Raw genomic sequence first — 20,049 nt, forward strand, 5'->3', positions numbered from 1 at the left:
GCGAGTCATCGACCTGGCGTGCACCTTCGGGACTGAGCAGTCCTCCCGGACCACATGCTGGTCCTCAACGATCCGCGGCGTCGTGTCCGTTGCTGTACCGGCGGCCCACGGACGCATGGCCCCGGGCATCCCGGGACGCCGGGAAACGCGAGACCACGGCGGGCTCAGGACCTCAGGAGCGCGCTGAACAGGCTTTCGCCGTCGTCGCCGGCGGGCAGGCCGCTGACCTGACCGTCACCGACCTCCACCACCCGCCACGCCCCGTCCTCACGCAGTGCCATGTCGGTGCTCACCCACCGGCAGCCGAGCGTGCGCACCGCCTCGCGGACGGCGTCGAGGCAGGGAGCCGGCAGTCGGCCGGGCGTGTCCGGATGAGCTGTCACCCGCACGGCCTCGCCGTCGACCCACCACACCCGGGCCTCACCGCCGGGCACGAACGGCTCGAAAGCGCGCAGCACCACTCCGCCGGCCAGGAAGTCTCCCTGCAGCTCGACGAGTCGGCCCACGACGGTGGCGAGCCGGACCCCGTCCCCCAGGTCCGGCACGAAGCACGCCTCATGCCATTCGTGCTTGCGGGACTTCACGTAGTCCTTGACGATTCCGGGACCGGAACCGAGCGTTCCTGCGAGGTCCGCCCAGACCGAGGGATCCGGCAGCACCTCTCCCGCGGACAGGGCACGCCATACGCTGCGCGGGGTGAGTCCGGCGAACGCCTCGTACCAACCCGGGAGTTCATGAGCGGCGCGGTAGGCGGACGCGTCGGTGAGCAGCGAACAGCCGCGTGCGGCGAGAGCGCGCTCCAGTTCCGCGTAGCGGGCGGAGGGAACCATCCAGCCCCGGTACCAGTAGGGCCCCGAGTCCCGGCGCACCCGGCCGACGGCGGCCTCCGGGTCCCCGGCGAGCAACGCGTCATGGTCGACCAGGGCGACCTGGGCCCCGGCCCGCCTGGCCGCAGCGGCCTCGTGCGCGAATCCGGCGTCGGGGTACCGCGTGCGCAGGGGATCGCAGCAGAACAGCAAGCCTCGCACGGACATACGGAAGCCGTCCTTCGGATCGTCGGCAGGGGACAGGGGGACAGGGGGCAGCGGGGGCATGCCCGGGCCGGAGCGCTGCGGCGCGCACCGGCCCGCCCGGGTCAGAGCCTGGACAGCTCGTCGACCAGGTCGTCCAGGCCCAGTGACCCCTGGGAAAGGGCGGCCATGTGCCAGGCCTTGAGGTCGAACGCGTCGCCGTGGGCCTTCCGCGCGTTCTCCCTGCCCAGCAGCCAGGCACGCTCGCCCAGCTTGTAGCCGATGGCCTGCCCCGGCATCGACAGGTAGCGGGTCAGCTCGCTCTCCACGAAGTCGGCGGGGCGGCCACTGTGACGGCCGAAGAACTCCTCGGCCAGTGCCGGTGTCCACCGGTCACCCGGATGGAACGGAGAGTCCGCGGGGATCTCCAGTCCCAGATGCATGCCGATGTCGACGATGACCCGGCAGGCTCGCATCATCTGCGCGTCCAGATAGCCGAGACGGCGCTCCGCGTCCGGCAGGAAGCCCAGTTCGTCCATGAGACGTTCCGCGTACAGTGCCCAGCCCTCGGCGTTGGCGCTCACCTGACCGAGCGACGCCTGGTAGCGCGAGAGGCTGTCGGAGACGTGCTTCCACTGAGCGATCTGCAGGTGATGGCCGGGTACGCCCTCGTGGTACCAGGTCGACACCAGGTCGTAGACGGGGAAGCGGGTCTCTCCCATGGTGGGGAGCCAGGTACGGCCGGGTCGCGAGAAGTCCTCCGACGGCCCGGTGTAGTAAGGCGCTGCCGCGCCCCCCGCCGGAGCGATCCGGGACTCCACCTTCCGCACCCGCTCGGCGAGTTCGAAATGTGTGCCGTCGAGCGCCTCGATGGCCTCGTCCATCAGGCTCTGGAGCCAGACGCGGACCTCGTCCACGCCCTCGATGTGCTCGCCGTGCACATCGAGGTGGGCGAGTGCCTCCCAAGGGCCTGCGCCCGGGAGGACCTTGTCCGCCTCGGTCTGCATCTCGGCCAGCAGCCGGCGGTACTCGGACCAGCCGTACGCGTACGCCTCGTCGAGATCCAGATCCGTGCCGTTGAACCGGCGTGACCAGCGCGCGTAACGCTCCCGCCCGACGGTGTCGGGCGCGCCCTCGATCGCCGGGGCGTACACGTCCCGCATCCAGTCCCGCAACGAGACCAGGGACCCGGCGGCCAGACCTGCCGCCTCGTCCAGTTCCCCGCGCAGTGATCCGGGCCCCTCGGCCACGAACTCCTGGAAGAAGCCCGGACCTTCCTCCCCCGCCCAGGTCCCCAGCTGGCCGATGAACGTCGCAGCCGGGCGCGGTCCGCCGTAGAGCTTGCGCTCCAGACCGAGCGCGAGCGAGGCACGATAGCCCTCGAGCGCCGCCGGAACCGCACGAAGGCGGTCCACGATCGCGGCCCAGTCCTCGTCCGTCGCCGTCGGTGTCGCGGAGAACACGTCACGGAGACTGTGCGCCGGGGAGCGGATGTTGGAGACGGCCCGCAGTCCCTCCTCGGCCTCGTGGACGGCGAGTTCGGCCGTCAGGCGTTCGCGCAGCAGTCGCGTGCACCGCCGCTCCTCGTCGGAGTCCGCGCCCGGCACCCCCTCGGCGGCGTCGAGCTCCACGAGGGTGCTCCGGATGAGCGCGGCCATGGCGGCCTGACCCGCCGGCGAGAAATCGGGCAGCCTGCGGGAGCTTTCCGCTACACCGAGATAGGTACCGGTGATCGGGTCGAGTTCGATGTACGCGTCGACGTAGGCGTCGGCGACCTGGCGCGGCAGTGCGCTGCTCGATGTGTCTGGCATGCCGACATCCTCGTACGACGAGGGCCTTCGCGTCACGGGGAACCGGACTTCGGCCGGATGGAGATCCTTCAGGGTGCGGGGGGCCCCGGGCGCGTCTCCGGGGCCTCGGCCGGGTTACGCCTGCCGGGCGTGGGCGGCATCAGCGGGCCGCACTCCCACTGTTGGAAGATCAGCCGGGTCTCCACGCGTGCCACCTCGCGGCGCGAGGTGAATTCGTCCAGCACGAGGCGCTGCAGATCAGTCGGGTCGGCGACGGCCACATGCACCAGATAGTCGTCGGGCCCGGTGAGGTGGAAGAGGGCCCGGGACTCGGCCAGTGCCCGGATCCGTTCGACGAACGGGCCGATGAGCTCCCTGCGGTGCGGCCGGACCTGGACCAGGAGGAGGGCCTCCAGTCCGCGGCCGAGTCTCGCGGGGTCGAGCTGCAGCCGATGCCCGAGGATCACACCGGACCGGCGCAGCCGCGCCACCCGGTCCAGGCATGTGGACGGGGCCACTCCGACTTCTGCGGCGAGCTCCCGGTACGTGGTCCGAGCATCGTTCTGCAGGAGACGCAGAATATGGAGATCAACCGGATCTAGAGCGACGGATTCGGGCATCGGGCGAACGTAGCACGGCCTGCGCCCGTCATCGTCCGGTGCCTGTTCAGTCTGGTGGCATGGACACCGAAGCCTCCTCGCTGACGACCCAGCCACCCCTCCGGTCCAGGGCGCTCGCCACCGAAGCCGTGCACGCCGGACGCGACGATCTCGCCTCCCTCGGCCTGCACGCCGCACCGATCGATCTGTCCACCACCTATCCCTCGTACGACTCCTTGGGCGAGGCCGCGCGTATCGACGCCTTCGCCGCCACGGGAGCCAGGCCCGACGGGCCGCCCGTGTACGCGCGGCTGGACAACCCGACGACAGCACGCTTCGAGACCGCGCTGGCCCGGCTGGAAGGCGCGGGGAGCTCGGTCGCCTTCGCCAGCGGCATGGCGGCGCTCACCGCCGTCCTGCTGGCCCGCGCGAGCATCGGGCTGCGCCATGTGGTCGCGGTGCGGCCGCTCTACGGCTGCAGCGACCATCTCCTGGGCGCCGGGCTGCTGGGCACAGAGGTGACCTGGACTGATCCGGCCGGCATCGCCGAGGCGATCCGGCCGGACACCGGTCTGGTGATGGTCGAGACGCCCGCGAACCCGACGCTCACCGAGATCGACATCCGGGCCGTGGCACACTCCTGCGGCTCCGTGCCGCTCCTGGTGGACAACACGTTCGCCACGCCCGTGCTGCAGCGGCCCCTGGAGCTCGGCGCCCGGATCGTGCTGCACAGCGCCACCAAATACCTCGGTGGCCACGGCGACGTGATGGGCGGCGTCGTCGCCTGTGACGAGGAGTTCGCCGGCACCCTGCGGCAGGTGCGGTTCGCCACCGGGGGTGTGCTGCATCCCCTGGCCGGCTATCTGCTGCTCCGCGGCCTCTCCACGCTGCCCGTACGGGTGCGGGCGGCGTCGGCCGCGGCTGCGGAACTGGCCCGCAGACTCTCGGCCGACCCCCGCGTCGCACGGGTGCACTACCCGGAGGTGGGCGGCGCGATGGTGTCCTTCGAGGTGTTCGGGGACCCCCACAGGATCATCGCGGGAGTCCGGCTGATCACGCCCGCCGTGAGCCTCGGCAGCGTGGACACGCTCATCCAGCATCCGGCCTCCATCAGCCACCGCATCGTGGGTGAGGGAGACCGGAGAGCCGCCGGTGTCGGCGACCGGCTGCTGCGCATGTCGGTCGGTCTGGAGGACGTCGAGGACATCTGGGCGGACCTGTGTCAGGCGCTCAGCGCTGATCCGCCGGCTCGGTCCGGGGAAGCGGCCGCGGCGTCGAGGGTACTTCCGAGCGGGTCACCGGCTCCGTCGTCGGTCCCGGCGCCTGCTCCGTCGACGGCCGGTCGAACCGTTGAGCAGGAGCCGCGGCCAGCCGTGCGGTGATGACCAGGGTGCCTTCCTCGATCTGGTAGTCGAGAGGCAGCGCGAGTGCCCGCATGGCGGCGACCATGCCCGTGTTGTGGGCCTGCGTCACCGCGTACACGCTCTCGCAGCCGGCCTCGACGGCCAGACCCACCAGACGGCCGAGGAGTTCGGCGCCGATTCCGCGGCGCTGCCAGTCGTCCTCGACGAGGAGGGCGACCTCGGTCTCGTCCCCGTCCCAGAGCAGGTGGCCGAGTGCCACCAGTCGGCCGGAGGCCGTCTGCACGGCGAGCGTACGGCCGAAGCGGGGACTCAGCAGGTGGTCCAGATAGCGGTCGGCGTCACGGACCGGACCGTGGTAGCGCAGGCCGAGGGTGCGTTCGGAGCAGCGGCCGTGCATGGCGAGGGCGGCGTCGAGGTCACCGCCGTCGGCACGGCGCACGGTGATCTCGTTGCCCTCGGGCAGGGTGAGGACGTCCTCACTGCTCGGCACGCGCGGGCCGAGCCGTGCGTCGAGCTCGACCAGGGCACGGGCCCGGGCGAACTCCGTCGGGGTGAAGGGGAGATAAGGGCGTTCGACGGTGATGACACCGCCCGAGGGGTCGCGCAGCCGCATCACGGTGTCCTCCAGGACTCCTTCCACCGGGGCGCTCTCCCCGGTGGGCCGGCCGGTGATCGACCGGGCGGGCAGCGAGTGGATGGTGCACCGGCCCAGGAGCTGACGCAGGGCCAGAGGCAGCTCGGCCGCGTCCAGTGCCGTGCGGGTGGCGAGGCCGAGTACCCGGGTGGGGGTGTCCACCAGGTCGTGGGCGTCCGCGCGCTCGATCCAGGTGGCGGATCCGCCGGCGGCGGCGATCTCCCGGGTGAGCTGCTGGGCGGGAAGTGCCGCGGGCGCGCGCAGGAGGAACTCGTCGACGGTGCCGTCGGCCAGCGGGTGGGTCTGCAGGGTGAGGATGTCGATCCGGTGACGGGCAAGGGCGATGCAGAGGGCGGCGAGGGTGCCGGGGGCATCCTTCACGGTCGTCCGCATGCGCCACAGCACCGTTTCGACGGCCTCCTCCGGGTCGGCCCCGGCACCGACGGAGACGATCTCCGGCGCGGCGCCGGTATCCGGGGGCGGGGCGTGACTGTGCCGCCGTGCCCACCAGGTGTGGAACGCGGCCGTGGCGACCAGGGCCACGGCCGAGGCGATGAGCAGATGGGGGCCGTCGGGCTGGTGCCCGATCAGATTGGCGATCGCGTCGGCCACGGCGACCGCCGTGAAGAGCGCGGCCAGCTCGATCAGGTCCCGCCGCCAGTGGTGCGGACGGCGGGCACTCTTCGCGGATGTCACATCAGTCATGTCTTCACTGTGACCGAACGGTGTTGCCTGATCACGAACGCATTGTGACTGATGGGTTACGTGTGGATCCGGTCGCCTTCCATACGTTTTCGTGTGTCACTGCCCGGTGCGTCCCGGCTGCAGCACCTTGCTGAACAGGACCGTGCCGCCCTGCGCCCGCAGGCGCACGGTCAGCTCCCCGCTCCCGCCGTCGATGTCGACCTCCCCGAAGAACTGCGGAGACTCCATGGGGGACACGTTCGCCCGGTCGGGAGCCCTGACGAAGACCCGCTCCGGCCCGAACGTGCCGTCCAGCGCGTTGGCGGGGAAGCCGCCCGCGGCCAGAGGGCCCGAGACGAACTCCCAGAAGGGGGCGAAGTCCTTGAAGGCCGCGCGCTCGGGGGCGTAGTGCTGGGCGGAGGTGTAGTGCACGTCCGCCGTCAGCCAGACGGTGCCGGTGATACGCCGGTGCTTGATGTGCCGCAGCAGTTCGGCGATCTGCAGCTCCCGACCCAGCGGTGCGCCCGGATCGCCCTGTGCGACCGCCTCGAAGTCCGTGGCCCCGTCCGGGACCACCAGCCCCAGGGGCATGTCGGCGGCGATGACCTTCCACACCGCACGCGACTGCGAGAGCTCCCGCTTGAGCCAGCCCAACTGCTCGGCGCCGAGGATGCCGATGGCGTCGTCGGGCTGCCGACCGGGGGAGTTGGCGTTGCGGAAGGACCTCATGTCCAGCACGAACACATCGAGCAGGGGACCGTGCCGCACCACGCGGTGCATGCGCCTCCGGTTCGGTGACCCCTGCAGAGTGGGCACCGGGAAGTACTCGCGGAAGGCCCGCATCGACCGCGCCGCGAGCAGGTCCACGTTCTTCTCGGTGTAGCGGGCGTCGTCGAGGATCTGCCCCGGATACCAGTTGTTGCGTACCTCGTGGTCGTCCCACTGGACGACGGAGGGAACCTGCGCGTTGAACGCCCGCAGATTGTCGTCGAGCAGGTTGTACCGGAAGTTCCCGCGGTACTCGTCCAGGGTCTCGGCGACCTTGGACTTCTCGGGCGTCGTGATGTTGCGCCAGATCCGCCCGTCGGGCAGCGTCACGCTGGGCTCGAGCACCCCGTCGGCGTAGATGTTGTCGCCGCTGCACAGGAAGAAGTCCGGGTCCAGACGGCGCATCTCGTCGTACACCCGGTAGCCGCCGATATCGGGGTTGATGCCCCAGCCCTGCCCCGCGATGTCCCCGGACCAGAGGAACCGCACCCCGTCACGGCGGCCTGCCGGAGCGGTGCGGAAGGTTCCGTACACGGGCCTGCCCGTACGCCGTGGATCGTGCGGGTCCGCCAGCGTGACGCGGTAGTGAATCTGTTCCCCGGCCGGCAGCCCGTGCAGCGGGGTCGTGCCGGTGAAGTCCGTACGGGCGCCGATCAGCGGGCCGTGCCACGTGCGGGAGCGGCGGAACGACTCCGTCGCGGACGTCTCCACCACCATCCGGGCGGGGCGGTCCGAACGCACCCACACCAGGGCCGACGACGCCGTCACATCGCCGACCTGCACGCCCCAGGAAGCGCTCGGCCGGCCCGACATCGCGAAGGCGGGCGCGCTGCTGACCGCCCCGGGCACCGCGATCGCGGCCGAGGCCAGGAGCGAGCCTCGCAGCAGGGTGCGGCGGCCCGGGGCAGGGACGAGCGGGCGGTTCGACATCGATGCGCCTCCAGGGGCGAGAGGGCTGCCGGGACAGCGGGGTGGTACGGAGCTGGGTGCGGACCCATACCTAGTCCCCGGCGGAGGCGGGCACGCCAACCGCAGATGAACAACCGGTCGGCCCACCCCCCGAGGCCACGAGAGGCATCCACTCTCGGCACAGCCTGTGACGGGTGGCCACGACCGCACCACCTCGATCCGCATTCGCACGTGCACCGGACCGCCGGGCCGCGGTCGGCAGGTCTCCCGCGGACCGACTCTGCCGGCAGGCGTACCCCCTGCGCGCGGGGTGCCGGTTGCGCGCGACCGGGGACCGGACGGACCGAGCCGTTACCGGAGTCGCCCGCCGGGCGGTGGTTCAGCGGACGAAGTGCGATAGCGGCGTCGCCGCGCTGACCCGTGCCCGCGGCACGTACCGTTCAGACCTTCGGGCGACGACGTGCGGAACCGGGGCGGTCCCGCTGACCCCGGTCGCCGCGAAGTGTCCGGCCGGAGTGGTCGTCAGGGCGCCGCGGAGATCCCGGTGCGCGCGCCGGTCAGTGGCGCGACTGCCGTTCGTGGACGGGACGGTTGGTGGGTCCTTGGACGGCGCCGGGCTCGGGCGGTCCGGGGCGAGGCGGCGCCCGCGTGTCAGCGGCTCGTGTCGAGGATGACCCGCGCGACGGCGGCGGGATCGTCGTTCATCGGGACGTGGCCGCAACCCGGGAGGCGGACGAGCCGTGCCCCCGGAACCACGTGCTTGGCCCTCCCTCCCTGCCGACGCAGGAGCAGGCGGTCCTTGTCGCCCCAGGCGATGCTGACGGGGAGGTCCGGCACGTCATCGGTGAAGGCGACGGTCAGGCCGGCCTCGAGGGTCTGCCGGAACCCGGTCGCTTCGCGCAGGGCGACGGTCTCCGACACCACCGCGTCGGGTGAACGGCGTCCGGGCCGGGCGTAGATGGTGCTGGTCAGCACTGTGCGGCCGGGCGAGCTCCTCGAGAGCCCCTCGATCAGCGGCATCGGCATCGAGAGGGCCGCTCCGCGCATCGCCCGCAGCACTCCGAAGGCGTAACGGCGCTCGCTCCGCGTCCGGAAACCCGCGGGGGAGAAGGCCGTCACCGAACGCACCAGCTTCTCGCGGCCCAACTCCAGCGCCAGAAGACCCCCCAGGCTGTTCCCGGCGACATGGGGACGCTCCACGCCGATTGCGTCGAAGAGCGAACCGAGCAGGGGGACCATCGTCCGCAGGTCGTGCGAAAGCCCCTGAGGCAGCGCGGGTGAGGCGCCGAATCCGGGCAGGTCCAGAGCTATGACGTCCCGCTCGGCTGCCAGGATGCGAAGGACCGGATCCCACGCCTGGCGGTGATGACCGATTCCGTGCAGCAGCACCAACGGCGCACCCGAGCCCGTCCGTTCGTACGCCACCTCTGCCGTGCGACGGCCGGCGGGAGAGTCGACTGCGAACGAGACCGTGGTGGCCATACTGCTCCTCGGGACGGAACCGCCGGGCTGGGAGGACGAGAATGAGACGACTCGTCAACAATGATTACCGTCGGGTAGCTTCCAGTTCAAGGGGTGCGCGCCGATTGCCGCTGGACACCCTCGGACGCGTCGGCTGGGATGGATGAGTGACTGCCGACTCAGGGACCGAGCTCTTCGAAGAACACCGGCCCTTCCTCACCGGGGTCGCCTACCGCATGCTCGGCCGCGCCGCCGACGCCGAGGACGTGGTGCAGGAGGCGTGGCTGCGCTGGTCGTCGGCGGAGCACGAAGGTGTGCGGGAGCCGCGGGCCTTCCTCGTGCGGATCACCACCCGTCTGGCCATCGACCGACTGCGGCACCTGCGGTCCCGGCGCGAGGCGTACGTGGGGCCCTGGCTGCCCGAACCGGTGGTGACCGCATTCGGCCCGGCCGTTCCTGATTCCGCTGAACGCGCGGTGCTCGCCGACTCCGTTTCCCTCGCCGTACTCGTCGTCCTCGAATCCCTCTCCCCGTTGGAGCGCGCGGTTTTCGTCCTGCGTGAGGCCTTCGGCTTCCCGTACGCGGAGATCGGGGCCGCCCTCGACCGGTCGGAGGCGGCGGTCAGGCAGCTCGCAGGCCGCGCCAAGCTTCATGTGGAGGAGCGCAAGCCGCGCTACGACGTCGATCCGGCCGTGCGGCGCGATCTCACGGAGCGCTTCCTGGCCGCCGCTTCGGGCGGGGACCTGGAGCAGTTGGTCGCCCTGCTGGCACCCGACGTGCGCATGGTCAGTGACAGTGGAGGCAAGGCGAAGGCGCCGCGCAGGATCGTCGAGACCGCGGACAAGGTCGGCCGCTTCCTCCTCGCTGTGGGGCGTGAACGGTCAGCCACCACGGAGGTGCGGATCCTGGAGCTCAACGGTGGTCCCGCTCTGGTGTTCAGCGTGGACGGCGAGGTGGACACGGTGTTCCAGGCCGACGCCAGCGACGGGGTCATCCGATGCGTGTACGTCATCCGGAACCCGGACAAACTGGCAGGGGTGCCCGCAGAGTAGCGGCGCGAGCGGAAGCCCGGCCCGGCGCCCGGGAGGCTCGCGCCGAGCTTCCCGGGGGCCTTCCCTGGGGCCTTCCTGCGGCATGGGATCACCGCCGCCGCGCGAACGTCCCGTGAACGCTCTGCGGCAGTGGTCCGTTTCGCTGTGTTACGGGGCGAGGATTGGTCTTGACCAAGGTGGTTCGCCGTCCTAAGGTCTGAACGATAAGGCAGGAACCTTTAATAAAGAACGTCGCGGAAAACAAGCCACCGGGCGGATGCGGAGGACAGGGTGGGGACCACGCAGCTGGAATCGGTGCAGGAGCCGAAGTACTGGCACCTCAAGACCGTGCTCAGTGAGGCACTCGACTCGGACTTCGCGGTGGGAGAGGTCCTGCCCAACGAGCGGGACCTCGCGGCGCGCTTCGGTGTCGCCAGGGCGACGCTCCGTCAGGCGCTGGAGCAGCTCGAGCTCGAAGGCAGGCTGCAGCGACGCCGGGGCGTCGGCACGACCGTCGCCCCGCCCCGGGTCGGAGTGGCCGTCGCCACCGCACAGCACGGCTGGGCGGGCGACGACACGGACGAGGCGTGGCAGCCCACCGAGTGCACGACCACGACGGCGCCTGCCGCCATCGCCCTCATGCTCGACACGGACCCCGGAGGGCTTGTGCACGTGGTGCGCCGCATCCGTGTCGCCCAAGGGCAGGCCGTGGCGGCGGAGCTCCTGTACGTGCCGACGTCGTCGGTGCCCGAACTCTCCGCCATCGAAGCGCCGTCCGGACCTGTCCGGGCCCGAAGTGTGCTGAGGGAACTGCACCGCCTCGACCTCGACGGCCAAGACCGCTCGGTCGAACTGGGGTCGGCGCGCGCGGACGACGCCAAGGAGCTCGACCGACTTCCGGGCGCCCCCGTTCTCGTGGTCACCACCCGTTACCTCGCCGCCGCCGGGACGGCAGCCGTCTCGGTCGCCACGTACCGGGCCGACACCTGCCGGCTCACCTTCGGGGATTCGGGCGCGTTGGAGATCAGCCACGCCGAACAGGAGCGCAAGGCCTCCTGATGCCTTGCAGGCCTCCTGGTGTACAGGGGGGCAAGCGAGCCTTCAGCGCAGGCACTCGCACCGAGGTCCTGACACGGTGTGGTCGAGTTACCACCTGGCTGTCGGCCCCTGTCGGCCCCTGTCGGCCCCTGTCGGCCCCTGTCGGCCGCGCGGTCGCCCGTGGCGCCGGCCGTACGGTCGTTTGTGGTGTCGGCCGTACGGCCCGTCGCTCTCAGCGGCGGGCCGTCACCGTTCCCTCCACAGCGAAGAGCTGCTCCTCCACGTGGTCGAGCGCCAGCCGAAGAGCACCGGTGGCGACGGCCGCCTCTCCAAGGAGTGACAGTGCCACCCTTGGCGGCCGCAGGCAGTAGCGGGCGAGCTCCTCACGGAGCGGGTCGAGGACACCGTCCAGGCCGGCGGCCCACCCGCCGATGACCACTACCTCCGGATCGAGCGCCAGCACCAGGGCCGCCACATCGTGCACAAGCCGTTGAATGAAGCGTGCGACCGCCGCCTGTGCCCCGGCGTCGCCGTCCCTGGCCTTGGCGAAAACGGCGGCGACGGCCTGCTCGTCCAGAGGGACGAGTGGCGTGTCCGTCGTGGACAGCAGGCGTTCCGGTGTGACATCGCGGCCCAGAAGATGCAGTGCGCCGATCTCGCCGGCCGCGCCGCCGAAACCACGGTGCAGACGACCTCCGATCAGTGCACCCGCGCCGGGGCTCAAGCCCGCCAGGACGAAGACGATGTCGTCCGACTCGGTCGCCGCTCCCTTCCAGTGTTCCGCCACCGCGGCGGCGTTGGCGTCGTTCTCCACCAGGACGTGGCACTTGAACGAGCGCCGCAGCCTCTCGCCGAGCGCGAGTCCGGTCCAGTCCGGCAGCGCCGTCCCCAGCCGTACGGTCCCGTCGGCCTCGACGATGCCCGGGCTGCCCACGCCGACCGCGCGCAGGCTGCTCCGCTGCACGCCGGCACGACGCAGCACATCGGCGATCATGCCTCTGACCTGGTCGAGTCTGTCATCCGCGGACGCCGTTTCGGAGACGTCACGGGAGCCCGCGCAGACGATCCGGCCGTCCAGCCCGGACAGCAGGGCCGAGATCCGGTGCGGGCCGATTTCGATGCCCAGCAGGTACCCGGCCTCTGCGCGGAACCTGAACCGTCTGGCGGGGCGGCCCTGACGCCGTGTTCCGCTCTCGTCGGGAAGTGCCTCGACCACGAGGCCCGCACCGATGAGCCCCTCCACGACACCTTCGACTGTGGGACGCGACAGGCCAGTGATCCGGGTGAGGTCCGTGAGCGTGGGCGAATCCGCCCCTCGCAGGGCGTGCAGCACCACCGCGGAATTGATCCTCCGCAGCAGGGACGGGTCCCCACCGGTCAGCCTGCCCACCGTGTGTCCTCCCAGGTCGTGCGCATGTCTGCCGGATCGTACTCGCTGACCCCGACCTCGGCGACCAGCACCCGGAGAGAGGCGTTCGGAGCCTGTTCGCGGCTCCGTGGGCGACCTCGGTCAGCGCGGAGTCACGAAGCCGGACTCGTAGGCGGCGATCACCGCCTGAGTGCGGTCCCTGGCTCCCAACTTGGCGAGCACAGCGCTGACATGTGTCTTGACCGTCTCCACGCCCACGATGAGCTTGCCGGCGATCTCCGCGTTGGACAGCCCCTGCGCCATCAGTCGGAGCACCGCCGCCTCGCGGTCCGTGAGTGCAGCCCGGTCCATCGCGGCCCGCGCCTTGCCGGTGCCGTACTCGGCGGCGAGCTGCCGGACAGCAGCGGGGAACAGCAGCGACTCGCCTTCCGCCACCAGCCGTACGGCGTGCACGATCTCCGCGGGCCGGGCCCGTTTGAGCAGAAACCCGTTGGCGCCCGCGCGCAGAGCCTCGTAGACGTACTCGTCGTTCTCGAACGTGGTCACCACCAGGATCTTCGGCGGATCGGCGACGGTCCGCAGCACCGTCCGGGTCGCCTCGATGCCGTCCATCAGCGGCATGCGTACATCCATGGCCACGACGTCCGGCCGGAGCCGGCTCACCAGGGGAATCACCGCCGCACCGTCGGCGGCCTCACCCACCACTTCGATGTCGGGTTGTGATTCCAGAACCACGCGCAGTCCCGCACGCACCAGGGGTTCGTCGTCGACCAGAAGAACGGTAACCGGCATCCGGTCAGCGTATGCGGTCCATCGGGAGGGTCGCGTGCACTCTCCATTCCCCCTCGCACGGGCCGGTACTTGCCTCGCCGCCCAGCAGGGCGGCCCGCTCCCGTATGCCTCTGAGTCCGCTGCCACCCCCCGGGCCACGCGGCTTCCCTGCGAGGGGGTTGGCCACTTCCAGCTCCAGCCTTTCGTCCGCCGCGGAGATTCTCACCCGTACGGGAACTGCACCGGCATGACGCAGCACGTTGGTGAGTGACTCCTGCAGAATCCGGTAACCCTCGCGGGACACCGGGCCCGGCACGAGTGCCAGCGCGCCGGTCACCTCCGCGTCGATCCTCGCCCCGGAGCCGCGTGCCGACTCCAGCAGCCGGTCTGCCTCGGCCAGGGTGGGACGCCCGCTGACGGGCACGTCGGCCTCGCGCAACACCCCGAGGACGCGCTCCAGATCGTCCAGTGCGTTGCGGCCCGTCTCCTCGATGGCGGCGAGTGCCCGCGCGGTGAACTCCGGGCTTCCCGCTGTCCTGGCAGCTCCTGCCTGTACCACCGCGACCGTCAGCGCATGCCCGATCGAATCATGAAGCTCGCGTGCTATCCGGTTGCGCTCCAGCAGTTGTTCGGTGCGCTCCTCCAGAGCCGTCATCCGCTCGGCCGGCGATGGCCCCAGTAGTCCGCGGGCTGCTGCCGTGACCACCTCACCGCACAGGACGACCAGCCCGAGAAGAAGCAGGATCGGCAGGGGAGCGAGCAGGGCGCACCACCAGCCCGGCTGAACACCGAGGGCCGGCCAGTCGTCGCTCAGGTTCGCACCGAACGACCCCCGCACGAGATCGACCGCCGTCGCGGGCAGGCGGACCGTCGCGAAGCAGGCCACTGCAGCGAGGACCAGCCGCACCTCCAGCCAGGCAACGGTTCGGCAGCGATCTGTCCATGTTCTGGCAGGTCCCACGGCGATCGGCGCACCGGGGCCCTTCTGTTCGGGCTTGAGGAGCAGTTGGGCCTGAACTCCTTCGGCGGTGCGCATCGCGGGAAGCAGCCCGACAGGTATCACGAAGAGGAATGGCATCCACGGTTTGTCCGGGGAGATGAACAACCACACGCTGGCCATCGCGGCCGGAATGAGCAGGTGCAGCCATCGACTGTAGGTGGCCGGTCCGGCCAGCATTGCGAGGAAGCGGCGCATGCCGCAATCGTGCCAGGGCAGACCGGGGGGCGGCTCCCCCGGGAGAGGGAGGCGGTCCACTCGAGAGTGGGAGGCCGCGAACCGGGGGCCGAGGGTCAGGCTGAGGTCATGACCAGCATCGACGTGCACGAGCTCACCAAGGAATACGGATCCACCCGCGCGGTGGACCACCTCACGTTCAGCGTGCGCCCCGGCCGTGTGACGGGCTTCCTCGGGCCCAACGGCGCGGGCAAATCCACCACCATGCGCCTGGTCCTCGGCCTGGACCGGGCGACCGCTGGTTCCGCCACGTTCGGTGGACGGGCCTACGCCTCACTGCGCAATCCGCTGCGCCGGGTCGGTGCCTTGCTCGACGCCCGGTCGGCACATGGCTCGCGCACCGCCCGCGATCACTTGCTCGTGCTGGCCGCCAGTAACGGCACAGCGAGCAGCAGGGTCGAAGAGGTACTCGTGGAGGCCGGTCTCGGCTCCGTCGGGAGGCGGCGGATCAGAGCGTTCTCGCTCGGGATGCGACAGCGGCTCGGTATCGCCGCGGCGCTTCTCGGCGATCCAGAGGTGGTGATGCTCGACGAGCCGTCGAACGGGCTGGACCCGGAGGGCATCATCTGGATCCGAGAACTGATGCGGAAGCTTGCCGGCGAAGGCCGGACTGTCCTGGTCTCGAGTCACCTGATGAGCGAGACTTCCTCGTTCGCCGACCACCTGGTCGTCCTCGGCAAGGGGGGACTCCTTACCGACACACCCAGCCGGCGCAGGGCGACAGCGGGCACTTGACGGTCGACGGAGCCACGGCGGAGGAAATCGGTGTCCTGGCCGCCCACGAGGGAATCCCACTTCTCGAACTCAGCGCTGAGCGCGCCACGCTGGAAGAGGCCTACCTCGATCTCACCTCGAGCGAGACGGACTCCGAGTGGATCAAGATCAGGTCCGTGCGGTCCGTTTCCGGGTCCCGCGTGGCGGTTTTCGCCGTCACCCTCTTCGTGACCGTGCTCGCCGCTTCCACCGTCGGGCAGGCGGAAGCGGACAGTGCGGGTAACGACTCCTTGTTCTCCGCCTTCTACGCGCTGAACTTCGGCCAGATCGCCGCCATCAGCTTCGGAGCGACCGCTCTGTCATCCGAGTTCCTGAACGGTGCCCTACGGATGTCGCTCGCGGCCGTCCCCAACCGCAGCGTCCTCCACGTGGCGAAGATGACGGTGGTCGGTGGGCTCGCCCTGGTCGTAGGGCTGACCACAAGCTTCGCCACATTTCTGGTGGGGCAGCTCTTCATGGGCGAGTACGCGATCCGACTGGGGGAACCAGGCGCACTGCGTGCCGCGTTCGGAGGCGGCGTCTATCTCGCTCTGATGGCTTTGCTCGCAGCGGGCCTGACAGCGTTACTACGCAGTGCGGTTGCCGTACTCAGCCTGCTCATCCCCTTCATTCTGATCGTCTCCTTCGTGGCCGGGGACATAGCGGGAGGCGCCGCCCAGTATTTCCCCGACCGAGCCGGGCAGTTGGTGTTCCACGCGCATCATGAGGGCAGCCTCGGACCGTGGACCGGGCTGGCGGTCACCGCAGGGTGGGCGGGTGTCGCGCTGGCAGCGGGCTGGTGGAACCTGCGGAAGCGGGACGCCTCAGCCGCTACGGCGAAGTGGGCGCCGCTCGCCTGCCTCGCAGGTCGTCTGCTCGGCTTCCAGGATCTGACGAGGGAAGGGCCGGCCTGGGGGAGGCCATGTGTCAGTGCGGGAAGGTTTACTGACGGTATGACCACCGCACATCACCTCCGCCTCATCGACGGGATGCGCTCCAGGGGCTTTCCCCTGGAGCGGATTTCGTCGGGCTCGGGAGTCAGCGGACCTGGCTACCACACGGCGCTTCTCACCGGCGAGCACGGCCACGAGGAGAGAGACGGGGCAGATCGCGCAGAAGACCGGGTGCAGTGCCTGGCGGAACACGACGCGCTGCTCACGCTACTCACCCTGCGCTGGGGAGAACCACACGTCATCAGCTTGTGGAGTGCGCAGGAACGGATGACGGCAGGGGAGGTGATAGCCGAACCCTGGGCTGAACCAGTCGCGAGTTGTGAGTATCTCCAGTTGTGGCGAGCGGAGGGCCGGTGGGTTGCCGTAGTGCTCTACCAAGGGGATGACCGGTCGGGCTGCGAGTTGGGGGTTCTGGTCACTGTGGTCGACCCGCCCTGAGTGACAGGGGGACCCGGTCGGCTCTGGTCACTCGGCCTGCTGGTCACCCGGCCCGCTCTGGTCGCCCGGTCCACAGAGCGATCTCGCGGCACTTCCCGAGTGCGCCCCGAGCAAGTCCGGCGGCGGTTCCAGCAGTCGTCGGTGGGCGGGAAGCCAGCCGGACGAGTTCCGGCCGGCCGCCGCCAGCAAGCGGGCGTACTCGTCCGCCATGGTCTGCACGGTCCAGTGCGCGTTCAGCCCGCTCGGATTGGGCAGCGCCCAGACACGGGAGCCGCCGACGGTCCGTTCCTGCGGGCCGATCCGCGCACGGCGATCGCCGAAGGCGGTGCGATAAGCGGTGACACCGACGACCGCGAGCCACAGCGGGCGCAGTTCTTCCACCTTGGCCGAGAGCACTCTGCCGCCTTCACGGAACTCCTCCGGGCCGAGCTCGTCCGCCCGCGCCGTGGCCCTGGCCACCACATTGGTGATTCCCAGACCGAAGCCCAGAAGTTGTTCCTGTTCCGACGCTTTCAGCTGCCTCGGTGTGAAGCCCGACCGGTGCAGTACCGGCCAGAACCGATTGCCTGGATGGGCGAAGTGGTGCCCCGTGGCGGCAGTCGTGAGGCTGGGGTTGATTCCGCAGAAGAGCACACGCAGACCGCCCGCGACCACGTCCGGTACGACGCGATCGCGGGCGGCCTGGAGCTCCTCGGGTGTCATCCTGCAGTGGTGGCAGCCGTCAGAGGATGGAGCCGGGGGAATACGCGGCAGCCTCCGGGTGCTGCTTGGTGATCTGCTCGATCCTGCGGACCACCGACGCGACCTGGCCGCCCGCCGCACCGGTGAACGACAGCTTGTCAGCCATCAGGGCATCGAGCTCGTCGCGGTCGAGCGGGATCCGCTCGTCGGCGGCCAGCTTGTCCAGCAGCTCGTTGCGCTCCGCACCCTGCTCCCGCATGGCGAGCGCCGAGGCTACCGCGTTCTCCTTGATGGCCTCGTGCGCGACCTCGCGGCCGACCCCGGCCCGCACCGCGCCCATCAGCACCTTGGTCGTGGCCAGGAACGGAAGGTAGCGGTCCAGCTCACGCGCCACGACCGCGGGGAACGCACCGAACTCGTCGAGCACCGTGAGGAAGGTCTCCAGCAGACCGTCGAAGGCGAAGAAGGCGTCCGGCAGCGCGACCCGGCGGACCACGGAGCAGGACACGTCGCCCTCGTTCCACTGGTCACCCGCGAGCTCGCCCGTCATCGACGCGTAGCCGCGCAGGATCACCATCAAGCCGTTCACGCGCTCGCAGGAGCGGGTGTTCATCTTGTGCGGCATCGCCGACGAGCCGACCTGGCCGGGCTTGAAGCCCTCGGTCACCAGTTCGTGTCCGGCCATCAGCCGGATGGTCTTGGCGACCGACGAGGGAGCGGCGGCCAGCTGGACCAGCGCCGTCACCACGTCGTAGTCGAGGGAGCGGGGGTATACCTGGCCGACGGAGGTGAAGGCGTGCGCGAACCCGAGGTGCCCGGCGATGCGCTGCTCCAGGTCGGCGAGCTTGTCCGCGTCGCCGCCGAGCAGGTCGAGCATGTCCTGCGCCGTGCCGACAGGCCCCTTGATGCCGCGCAGGGGGTATCGGCCCAGCAGATCCTCCAGCCGGCCGTAGGACACGAGCAGCTCGTCCGCGGCGGTGGCGAAGCGCTTGCCGAGCGTCGTCGCCTGCGCGGCGACGTTGTGCGAACGACCCGCCATGACCAGCTCGCCGTACTCCGCCGCGAGCTTGCCGAGCCGCGCCAGTACCGCCACGGAACGGTCGCGCATCAGCTCCAGGGAGAGCCGGATCTGCAGCTGCTCGACGTTCTCGGTGAGGTCACGGGAGGTCATCCCCTTATGGACCTGCTCATGGCCGGCGAGAGCGTTGAACTCCTCGATGCGGGCCTTCACGTCGTGCCGGGTGACCTTCTCGCGCTCGGCGATCGAGACGAGATCGACCTGGTCGATCACTCGTTCGTAGTCGGCCAGCGCGGCGTCGGGCACATCGATCCCGAGGTCCTTCTGAGCGCGCAGCACCGCCAGCCACAGCTGACGTTCCAGCTTCACCTTCTGCTCGGGGGACCAGAGGACGGCCAGCTCCGTAGAGGCATAGCGGCCGGCCAGGACATTGGGGATGCGAGGCTTCGCAGACACAGCAGTCACGTGTCCCGATTCTACTGGCGGTTTCTGCAGGTCTGCGCCGCGGGCTGGTTTGTGCTTTCCCACAAGGCACTCGCCTCCTCGTGCCGGCGTGGCTTCCCGGTGCGCGGACCCCGAGTCCCGCGGACAGGGCTCCGGCGTCAGTCGGCGCGTTCGTCCTGGGCGGGACGCAGCCGAGTTCGAGCAACCGAGAGGTGGTACCCGGCCGCCTGCCGCGATGCGATCAGCCGTCGAGCCGACGCCACCCCGTCACCGGTCCGGGGGTCGTGGCCCCGTCCTGTGGAGAGATCCAGAACGCCTTCCCCAGCCCCGCGTCGAACTGTGAGCCGGCCCGGCCGTCACCGGACGAGCGCCCGGTCAGACGCCGTCCGATCCACGGCATCAGATGCTGCCGGGCGAACCGGACGTCATCGATCCGCCGCTGCGCCCACCGTGCGGGCGCCGACGCGGGCATCGGGGACTGCCAGTCACTCTCGGCGGGCAGCCCAAGCGCCTGCCAGACCGCCTCCGCGACCCTCCGATGGCCTTCGGCCGTCAGGTGCAGCCTGTCGACGTCCCACATACGCGGATCGCCCAGTGACGGCGCACCGTACAGGTCGGCGACCACCGCACCATGCCGCTCGGCCAGGTCGCCGATCAGAGTGAACAGTTCCTCCATGCGCGGACGGAAGCGTTCCATGACCGGACCGTTACGGCCGGGGCTCCGCATGAGCACCAAGGTCTTGCACGAGGGCGCGAGACGCTCCACCGCCTCCTCCAGCCGGCCGCGGACCATACCCATGTCGCACTTCGGCCGCAGGGTGTCGTTGAGCCCGCCGACGAGCGTGATCACATCCGGCTGCAACGCCGCGGCGACCCCGACCTGCTCGTCGACGATCTGGCCGATGAGCTTTCCCCGTACGGCGAGGTTGGCGTACCGGAACCCGGGCGTACGGGCCGCGAGGCGGGCGGCGAGGACATCGGCCCACCCGCGATAAGAACCATCGGGCAGCAGATCCGACATGCCCTCGGTGAACGAGTCGCCGACCGCGACAAGACTGGTGTAGGAGGCATTCAATTCCATGGCGAGGCCGATCGTACCG

The 20,049-nt window shown here is 70.3% G+C and carries 14 protein-coding genes and 4 pseudogenes; 6 read left to right on the plus strand and 12 right to left on the minus strand.

Translation table 11 applies throughout. The features are described from left to right. Nucleotides 1–164 precede the first annotated feature (164 nt). The 3 genes from JOC24_RS28215 to JOC24_RS28225 all read right to left on the minus strand — a co-directional run bounded on the left by JOC24_RS28215 (nucleotide 165) and on the right by JOC24_RS28225 (nucleotide 3,420). Entirely contained in the window at nucleotides 165–1,034 is an 870-nt protein-coding gene (locus tag JOC24_RS28215) for an ATP-grasp domain-containing protein (RefSeq protein WP_205023234.1), read from the minus strand. 101 nt (nucleotides 1,035–1,135) lie between these two features. Further along, nucleotides 1,136–2,821 carry a DUF885 domain-containing protein gene (locus tag JOC24_RS28220; protein WP_205023235.1) on the minus strand — a complete coding sequence of 562 codons (1,686 nt, stop codon included), beginning with the start codon at nucleotides 2,819–2,821 and terminating at the stop codon, nucleotides 1,136–1,138. Between the two features lie 68 nt (nucleotides 2,822–2,889). Then, nucleotides 2,890–3,420 carry an Lrp/AsnC family transcriptional regulator gene (locus JOC24_RS28225; protein ID WP_205023236.1) on the minus strand — a complete coding sequence of 177 codons (531 nt, stop codon included), beginning with the start codon at nucleotides 3,418–3,420 and terminating at the stop codon, nucleotides 2,890–2,892. A 59-nt stretch (nucleotides 3,421–3,479) separates the two neighbouring features. On the opposite strand from JOC24_RS28225, the gene JOC24_RS28230 reads away from it, so the two are divergent. Beyond that, nucleotides 3,480–4,781 carry a trans-sulfuration enzyme family protein gene (locus tag JOC24_RS28230; protein ID WP_205023237.1) on the plus strand — a complete coding sequence of 434 codons (1,302 nt, stop codon included), beginning with the start codon at nucleotides 3,480–3,482 and terminating at the stop codon, nucleotides 4,779–4,781. Here JOC24_RS28230 and JOC24_RS28235 read toward each other — a convergent pair. The 3 genes and pseudogenes from JOC24_RS28235 to JOC24_RS28245 form a co-directional block, all read right to left on the minus strand. Then, a pseudogene (locus JOC24_RS28235) lies at nucleotides 4,720–6,102 on the minus strand (GNAT family N-acetyltransferase); the annotation flags it as partial. The gene JOC24_RS28230 and the pseudogene JOC24_RS28235 sit on opposite strands and share 62 nt — an antisense overlap. Before the next feature lie 96 nt (nucleotides 6,103–6,198). After that, the gene (locus JOC24_RS28240; RefSeq protein WP_205023238.1) at nucleotides 6,199–7,779 is read right to left on the minus strand and encodes an alkaline phosphatase D family protein; all 1,581 of its coding nucleotides are present in this window, start codon (nucleotides 7,777–7,779) and stop codon (nucleotides 6,199–6,201) included. A gap of 630 nt (nucleotides 7,780–8,409) precedes the next feature. Then, nucleotides 8,410–9,240, minus strand: coding sequence for an alpha/beta fold hydrolase (locus JOC24_RS28245; RefSeq protein WP_205023239.1), 831 nt, complete (start codon nucleotides 9,238–9,240; stop codon nucleotides 8,410–8,412). A 146-nt stretch (nucleotides 9,241–9,386) separates the two neighbouring features. Here JOC24_RS28245 and sigJ point away from each other — a divergent pair, with 146 nt between their 5' ends. Together sigJ and JOC24_RS28255 are read left to right on the plus strand one after the other, a co-directional pair. Beyond that, nucleotides 9,387–10,271, plus strand: coding sequence for an RNA polymerase sigma factor SigJ (sigJ, locus tag JOC24_RS28250; RefSeq protein WP_205023240.1), 885 nt, complete (start codon nucleotides 9,387–9,389; stop codon nucleotides 10,269–10,271). A gap of 270 nt (nucleotides 10,272–10,541) precedes the next feature. Continuing rightward, nucleotides 10,542–11,309, plus strand: coding sequence for a GntR family transcriptional regulator (locus JOC24_RS28255; RefSeq protein ID WP_205023241.1), 768 nt, complete (start codon nucleotides 10,542–10,544; stop codon nucleotides 11,307–11,309). 211 nt (nucleotides 11,310–11,520) lie between these two features. On the opposite strand, the gene JOC24_RS28260 is transcribed toward JOC24_RS28255, so the two are convergent. The 3 genes from JOC24_RS28260 to JOC24_RS28270 all read right to left on the minus strand — a co-directional run bounded on the left by JOC24_RS28260 (nucleotide 11,521) and on the right by JOC24_RS28270 (nucleotide 14,623). Continuing rightward, complete coding sequence (locus JOC24_RS28260) at nucleotides 11,521–12,678, minus strand: ROK family transcriptional regulator (RefSeq protein ID WP_205023242.1); 1,158 nt, start codon at nucleotides 12,676–12,678, stop codon at nucleotides 11,521–11,523. A gap of 120 nt (nucleotides 12,679–12,798) precedes the next feature. Then, the gene (locus tag JOC24_RS28265) at nucleotides 12,799–13,449 is read right to left on the minus strand and encodes a response regulator (RefSeq protein ID WP_205023243.1); all 651 of its coding nucleotides are present in this window, start codon (nucleotides 13,447–13,449) and stop codon (nucleotides 12,799–12,801) included. Between the two features lie 4 nt (nucleotides 13,450–13,453). Continuing rightward, nucleotides 13,454–14,623: a sensor histidine kinase gene (locus JOC24_RS28270; RefSeq protein WP_205023244.1), complete on the minus strand. Its 1,170-nt coding sequence runs from the start codon at nucleotides 14,621–14,623 to the stop codon at nucleotides 13,454–13,456. Between the two features lie 108 nt (nucleotides 14,624–14,731). Between JOC24_RS28270 and JOC24_RS28275 the strand changes: the two are divergent. From JOC24_RS28275 to JOC24_RS28285, 3 genes and pseudogenes are all read left to right on the plus strand, one after another. After that, a pseudogene (locus JOC24_RS28275) lies at nucleotides 14,732–15,528 on the plus strand (ATP-binding cassette domain-containing protein); the annotation flags it as partial. A 9-nt stretch (nucleotides 15,529–15,537) separates the two neighbouring features. After that, a pseudogene (locus JOC24_RS28280) lies at nucleotides 15,538–16,239 on the plus strand (ABC transporter permease); the annotation flags it as partial. A gap of 129 nt (nucleotides 16,240–16,368) precedes the next feature. Further along, entirely contained in the window at nucleotides 16,369–16,806 is a 438-nt protein-coding gene (locus JOC24_RS28285; RefSeq protein WP_205023291.1) for a hypothetical protein, read from the plus strand. A gap of 162 nt (nucleotides 16,807–16,968) precedes the next feature. Here JOC24_RS28285 and mug read toward each other — a convergent pair. The 3 genes and pseudogenes from mug to JOC24_RS28300 all read right to left on the minus strand — a co-directional run. Further along, a pseudogene (mug, locus tag JOC24_RS28290) lies at nucleotides 16,969–17,508 on the minus strand (G/U mismatch-specific DNA glycosylase); the annotation flags it as partial. A gap of 19 nt (nucleotides 17,509–17,527) precedes the next feature. After that, on the minus strand, nucleotides 17,528–18,970 hold the full coding sequence (gene purB, locus JOC24_RS28295; protein WP_205023246.1) for an adenylosuccinate lyase: 1,443 nt from the start codon (nucleotides 18,968–18,970) through the stop codon (nucleotides 17,528–17,530). Between the two features lie 220 nt (nucleotides 18,971–19,190). Further along, nucleotides 19,191–20,030: an SGNH/GDSL hydrolase family protein gene (locus JOC24_RS28300; RefSeq protein WP_205023247.1), complete on the minus strand. Its 840-nt coding sequence runs from the start codon at nucleotides 20,028–20,030 to the stop codon at nucleotides 19,191–19,193. Between the last annotated feature and the right edge of the window lie 19 nt (nucleotides 20,031–20,049).

The organism is Streptomyces sp. HB132, from assembly GCF_016909575.1.
Taxonomy (GTDB): Bacteria; Actinomycetota; Actinomycetes; order Streptomycetales; family Streptomycetaceae; genus Streptomyces.